Below are 7,139 nucleotides of genomic sequence, written 5' to 3' on the forward strand. Positions count from 1 at the left end.
ACAAATACCATTTTAATAGACAAGTTAACTCCAGAAAGTTTGGGTGCATTAATTGCGTTATACGAGCATAAAATATTTGTACAAGGTGTTATTTGGAACATTTTTAGTTACGATCAATGGGGAGTTGAACTTGGAAAACAACTCGCCACAAAAATTTTAACAGATATTAAGAATCCTGAAATTGCGAAACATGATGCGTCAACTACTAATCTTTTAAAATACTTCAAAAAAAACAGAAAATAGCTGTTAATAATTCGGTTTATATCTTAATTAACTGCAAAACAATTAAATAAGTTAAAAATGTAAATTTGGTATAATGTTAAAACATTTAACATTCGCTTAATATATGCACGCACAATAAATACGATTTTTGCGGCATTAAATAAACTAATAAAACTTATGAAAACGTTTAACAACTTGTTTTTTGTAGTAGCGATGTTTTTTATAACATCAGTTGCTTTTTCTCAGGGCACAATTACAGGTACAGTAGTGGATGCTGATTCAGGACCACTTCCAGGTGCTAGTATAGTTGTAAAAGGGACAACAAACGGAACATCAACCGACTTTAATGGAAAATTTTCATTAAACGCAAACTCAGCATCAGGTAAGCTTTTAATATCTTATGTTGGGTATGACACAAAAACTGTTTCTTTCACAGTGAATGGAACAAAAGATCTAGGTACTATCACATTAACTTCAAACAACTCACTAGACGAAGTTATTATTGTAGGTAGTGGAATTATTGATTTAGCTGAAGATAGAAAAACGCCTATAGCAGTATCAACAATTAGGAAAAGAGAAATTCAAGAAAGAGCTGTTGGTAATGTTGAATTACCAGAAATTATCAAATTTACGCCTTCTGTATTCGTTTCAAGACAAACTGGATTTGGTGATGGACGATTATTAGTAAGAGGATTTGACGATACAAACACAGCTGTATTATTAAATGGACAACCAATAAACGCGCAAGAAGATGGACGTGTATTTTGGAGTAACTGGGCAGGTATGGCTGATATTGCAAATGCAGTACAGGTACAACGTGGTTTAGGAGCATCAAAATTAGCAATTTCTTCTGTAGGTGGTACAGTAAACATTGTAATGAAAGCTGCTGAAAAGCAAAAAGGTGGTTCTGTTCGTTTTTTAACAGGTAATGACAGTTATTTTAAAGGAACTGCAGAATACAATACAGGTGTCAACGAAAAAGGATGGGCTTTTTCAGTATTACTTGATCACTGGCAAGCACACAGAAAATGGGGTAGAGGTACTTTTGGACAAGGACAAAACTATTTCTTTTCTGTAGGATACAAGCCAAACGAAAGACATAACTTTAACTTCTTAATCACTGGAGCACCACAATTTCACGGTAACAAATGGTCGCAAAGTGTAGAAACAACTTTAGAAGATCCAAAGTTTAACCAACATTGGGGATTCACTGAAGGTTTATCAGGAGGACAATATAGAAACAACATTGATTCTGAAAGAAGAAACTTTTACCACAAACCAGTAATGAACATCAACTGGGATTGGGATATTAGTGAAAAATCTGATTTATCTACCGTATTATACGCTTCTTGGGGACGTGGTGGAGGAACTGGACCTAGAGGTAGTAGATCAAGAACTGACGATGGTCAATTAGATTACTTCGCTATTGAACAATCAAATGCAGCTATCGGAAACGGTGGTTTTGATAATCCAGATAGCGGTTACATTCGTAGAGCTTCCATGAATAACCATGCTTGGTACGGTATTGTATCTAACTTCAACCATGAAGTAAATGATAACTTCTCATTCAATGTAGGTACAGATTTAAGATATTACGTTGGAGATCACTTCCGTCAAGTAGCAAACTTATACGGTTTAAACTCTTGGCAAGAATCTGGACAAACCTATACTACAGAGTACAGTCCAGATCCATGGGCAGCATTATTTAACTTTGCTGACGAAGGTGACAGACTTGATTATGACTATTCAGAAACAATTACATACCAAGGTTTATTTGCACAAGGAGAATATGCTACGGATAGATTCTCTGCATTTTTCCAAGGAGCAATTTCTAACCAATCGTACCAAAGAGAAGGTCGTTTTGCAGGTGACTTAGGGAAATCTGATAAATTAAGTAAAGTAGGATACAACTTAAAAGCAGGTTTAGGATATGAATTAGCAGAAGACCATAAGATATATGTAAACACAGGTTACTATTCAAGACAACCGTATTTAGATAATGTATTTACTAACATTCGTAGATCTAATGAATTCGTTCAACCAGAAGTTGATAACGAAGAAATTACCGGTTTTGAAGCGGGTTACCAATTTGAAGTTGATGGCGTATTTAGAGCAGTTTTCAACTTCTATCATACTGACTGGGATAACAGAGTATTATTATCGGGAGGTACTATTGATATCAATGGTACAGAAACAAACATCAACGTTTTTGAAAGAGGCGTACGTCAAGTACACAGAGGAGTTGAATTGGAATTAGATGCTAGACCAACTGATTGGTTAGATTTAAGAGGATTTGTTTCTGCAGGTAGCTGGCAGTATAAAGGAAAAAGCAACGTGCAAGTATTCAACGATGATACAAACGTGTTAATTTCTTCACAAACTGGAGTGAATAGAGATGGAGTTAAAATAACAACTGCACCTCAGTTTACAGCAGGTCTTACAGCTAAAGCTAGATTATTACAAGGATTGTCTATTGATGCTAATGCGAAACACTACGGTAATCATTATACAAATGATAGAGATTTTGATGGAACACCACAAACTAGAAACTTCCCAACTTTAAGTAGTTTTGAATTAGTTGATTTTGGTCTTACGTATGATTTCTCTATTGCAGGAAATGATCTTACTTTTAGAGGAAATGTTTTCAACGTATTTGATAAGAGAGGAATTCAAGATACAGATCAATTTGGATCGTTCCCAATTCAAGGACGTACATTCAATACTTCTTTAAGATACCGTTTCTAATAAAAAAAGGAACACAATTCTAAAACAGAATTGTCTCAATACAAAAAAAGTCAAACCATATAAAGGTTTGGCTTTTTTTATGCCTTTCATTTTTCTCAATAATCTCTAAATCGATCTCAAACAACTAAACAATCTTGATAAATTATGTGGCTAAATTCTATAAAAAATAGTACAAAAGTGCCTGTTTCTCTGAGTTATACTGTAAAAATTGAATGACCAAACCAAGATGTGACTCTTCAAATTGTTAATTTGTTAAAAAAAACTTAAATACTATCAAGTAAAGAGTGAATTCTAAAGATAAAACTTAGTACATTTGCGACGATTTAAAATAAACTAATAAAACTTATGAAAACGTTTAACAACTTGTTTTTTGCAGTAGCGATGTTTTTTATAACATCGGTTGCTTTCTCACAAGGAACAATTACTGGAAAAGTAGTAGATGAAACAGGTCCATTGCCAGGTGCTAGTATCGTGGTAAAGGGAACAACAAATGGAGCATCAACAGACTTTAATGGAAATTTTAAACTAAATGTAAAAACAGCTACAGGTACTATTGAAGTATCGTATGTAGGGTTTGGAACAAAATCAATTCCTTTTACTGTAAATGGAGGAACACAAAATTTAGGAAACATTACCTTAGCTTCTGACAATTCTCTTGATGAGGTTGTAATTGTTGGTGTTGTCGATATTGCAAAAGAGCGTGAAACGCCTGTAGCAGTATCTACCATTAGAGCTGAAGAAATTGTAGAAAGACTAGGGAACCAAGAACTTCCTGAATTATTAAACGCAACTCCATCTGTATACGCAACAAAATCTGGTGGTGGTTTTGGAGATTCAAGAATTAACATTCGTGGTTTTGACCAAAGAAACACTGCTGTATTAGTAAATGGTGTGCCAGTAAACGACATGGAAAACGGAGCTGTTTTTTGGAGTAACTGGACAGGATTAGCAGATGTTGCTTCTGCAATTCAAGTACAAAGAGGTTTAGGTTCTTCTAAATTAGCAATCTCTTCTGTTGGAGGTACATTAAACATTGTAACAAAAACGACAGAAAGAAATGAAGGTGGATTTGTAGGATCTACACTAGGTAATGATAACTACCTTAAAACAATTGCATCGTACTCTACAGGAAGAATGGAAAACGGATTTGCATTTACAGGTTTGTTCAGTAGAACTGCTGGAGATGGTTACATTGATGGTACTGCTTTTGAAGGATATAACTATTTCGTAGGATTTGGTTGGTCTAACGACAAAAGAACACATGACATTCAGTTTACATTAACTGGAGCGCCACAAGTTCACAACCAAAGAACAACAAGTTTCTTTAACGCAGCAACTATTGCAGATTACCAACGATATGGTGATAAGTACAACTTTAACAATGGTACGTTAAATGGTGAAGAATTTAACTGGAGAAGAAACTTTTACCACAAACCAGTATTATCATTAAACTGGGATTGGGATATGTCTGAGAAAACAAAATTATCTACAGTATTATACGCTTCTTACGGACGTGGTGGAGGAACTGGAGACATTGGTAGAGGTAGAACAGGAGCAGGAAGATCTGCTTTTGCTTCAAGCTTAGCCTTCAGAGATGCCAATACAGGTTTGGTTCAATTTGATCAAATTGCACAATGGAATGGAGGACAATCTACTTCGTTTACAGGAACTGGAGATGATCAAATTGCGTTAACGCAGCCAGATAGTAATGGAAATCACTATGTAACTTCAAACAGTAACGGTATTGTTCGTAGAGCTTCTATCAACTCACACAACTGGTTTGGTTTATTAGCAAACTTAAACACACAGTTAAACGATAACTTAACCTTAGATGTTGGATTTGACGCAAGAACATACAAAGGATTTCACTACAGAAGATTAGACAACTTATTAGGTGCTGATGGATATTTAGACAATTCTAATGTAAACAACCCTAATATTGTACAAACTAGCACATACTCTTCCGATTTTTCATCAATCGTAAATGTATTTAAAGACATTGACAACGAAGACAAAATCAATTACTACAATATTGGATATGTACGTTGGATTGGACTTTTTGGTCAATTAGAATACAAAAAAGACGATATTTCTGCGTTTGTTCAGTTTTCTGGAGCAAACCAATCATACAGTAGAGAAGACCTATTCTTACTAACGCCTGAACAAGGACAACGTACCGATTGGGAAAACATCTTAGGTGGAACCATTAAAGGTGGACTAAACTACAACATTGACGAAAATCACAATGTATTTGGTAACGCAGGATACTACTCAAAACAACCTTTGTTTGATGCAATATACCTTAACAATACCAATGAATTGAATGAAGAGTACAGAAATGAAAAAGTATTTGGAATTGAATTTGGTTACGGATATACATCCGAAAAACTAAGCGCAAACGTAAACATATACAGAACTTCTTGGACAGACAGATTCCAAAGAATTACAGGAACATTTACTGATCCTGATGATCCAATGGAAGAAGTACAAGGACGCACAAACGTAGTAGGATTAGAGCAAGTACACACAGGATTTGAACTCGAAACTACTTACCGACCGTTAGATATCTTAACTTTCAGAGGAATGTTATCTATCGGTAATTGGGAATATGGAGGAACAGTAAGCGGACCTGCAATTGATATCAACAGTGATAACCAGCGTGTAGTTGGTGAAAACACACTATTCTTAGACGATGTAAAAGTTGGAAACGCCGCACAAACAACAATGCGTATTGCTGCTATTGTAGAGCCAATTGAACGTTTAAAGTTTGACATTGCTTGGTTTAGAGCTGATGATTTATATGCAGACATTAGAGCAGAAGACTTTGATACAGCCGACAACAATGGTTCATTACAATTACCAGCATACAACTTATTTGATGGTGGTGTATCGTACAGATTATCTTTTGGAAAAGAAGAAAGTCAAACAATGAATTTCCGATTAAACATCAACAACTTATTCAACACTACCTATCTTGCTGAATCGCAAACAAACATTTTTGCTGAAGATGGAGATGATACATTTAATGGAGTAAATACAGCAAATAAAGCATTCTTCGGATTTGGAAGAACGTGGAACTTTAGCGTACGTTATTCATTCTAAAAAATGACATACATATACATTCAAAAAAAAGCCTTGCAATTGTGAGGCTTTTTTTCGTTTAACAAATCATTGTACCTAACAACAACTAAATTTCAATTCATACCAAAACAATAAAAAAGAAATTGTCTTAAAAGTTACGTTAAACGTCATTCTGGATCAAGTTCGGTTTGACGAAAACTAGACTTTTTAGACAGTCTCTTTCTCATTTTACAATTCATAGTACAAAGAACAATAACTACCTCTTAATTGTTAAGAGCACAAGTAAAAAAATAAGTACCTTTGTGTATCAACTAAAAAATAATACTTTCAAAACATGATAAAAGATTTACATTCATATTGGGCATTCTTAGTACTGTTAATACTAATTATAGCAGTAGCAAATGCAATCATAGGATTTACAACAAATAGAAAATTTACAGCTAAAGATTTACGCATCTCTTTATTTGCGCTCATCTTTACACACTTGCAACTGCTTATTGGAATCATTCTATACTTTGTTTCTGGAAAAGGATGGGAAGTATTCAGTAGTACAAAAATTGGTGACATGGGCACAGCAAGACTAATGGCTTTAGAACATCCAATTATAGGAATCTTAGCCATTGTTTTCATTACAATAGGATGGTCTAAACATAAAAAACAAGAAACAGCTAAAAGAGCTTTTGGAAAAATTGCACTCTTCTACGGAATAGGACTTGTATTAATCCTTTCAAGATTACCTTGGAAAATTTGGTTAGGCTTATAATCAGATTACTACAAACAGAATATATAAACAGAACCCGTTGTGCATTTTGAATTAAAAAGTATAACCAAGCGTCATTTCGAGTGATTTTGAGGTACGAAAAATTGTATCGAGAACTCTTTAGTATAAAACATGCTATTCTCAATCGTAAAATTCACTCAAATTGACGAATTTCATCAAAAGATTAAACATCAAAAGAGGCTGTCTGGAAAGTTTCAGAAGTCGTCATTCTGGACTTGATCCAGAATCTCATAAAGCTGATTTTCAACTGTTATGCGAAACCGAATCAAGTTCGGTTTGACGAAATTATGACTTTTTAGACAGCCTCTTT

At 34.4% G+C, this 7,139-nt stretch carries 3 protein-coding genes and 1 pseudogene; all 4 read left to right on the forward strand.

The window, feature by feature from the left end:
- Window positions 1-243 (forward strand): annotated as a pseudogene (gene pgi, locus AB8B65_RS02940) (glucose-6-phosphate isomerase); the annotation flags it as partial.
- Window positions 244-399: 156 nt separating this feature from the next.
- Window positions 400-2,967 carry a carboxypeptidase-like regulatory domain-containing protein gene (locus tag AB8B65_RS02945; protein ID WP_405299371.1) on the forward strand — a complete coding sequence of 856 codons (2,568 nt, stop codon included), beginning with the start codon at window positions 400-402 and terminating at the stop codon, window positions 2,965-2,967.
- 345 nt (window positions 2,968-3,312) lie between these two features.
- Complete coding sequence (locus tag AB8B65_RS02950; RefSeq protein WP_405299372.1) at window positions 3,313-6,069, forward strand: TonB-dependent receptor; 2,757 nt, start codon at window positions 3,313-3,315, stop codon at window positions 6,067-6,069.
- Window positions 6,070-6,382: 313 nt separating this feature from the next.
- A complete protein-coding gene (locus AB8B65_RS02955; protein WP_405299373.1) occupies window positions 6,383-6,811 on the forward strand; it encodes a hypothetical protein in 429 nt (142 codons plus the stop codon).
- The last annotated feature ends 328 nt before the right edge of the window (window positions 6,812-7,139 follow it).

This window comes from Kordia sp. (genome assembly GCF_045105435.1).
Classification (GTDB): Bacteria; Bacteroidota; Bacteroidia; order Flavobacteriales; family Flavobacteriaceae; genus Kordia.

What these genes read in the sequence shown, in the direction of transcription:
- AB8B65_RS02945 (WP_405299371.1), top strand. Translation starts at nt 400, where the DNA reads ATGAAAACGTTTAACAACTTGTTTTTTGTAGTAGCGATGTTTTTTATA.
- AB8B65_RS02950 (WP_405299372.1), top strand. Translation starts at nt 3,313, where the DNA reads ATGAAAACGTTTAACAACTTGTTTTTTGCAGTAGCGATGTTTTTTATA.
- AB8B65_RS02955 (WP_405299373.1), top strand. Translation starts at nt 6,383, where the DNA reads ATGATAAAAGATTTACATTCATATTGGGCATTCTTAGTACTGTTAATA.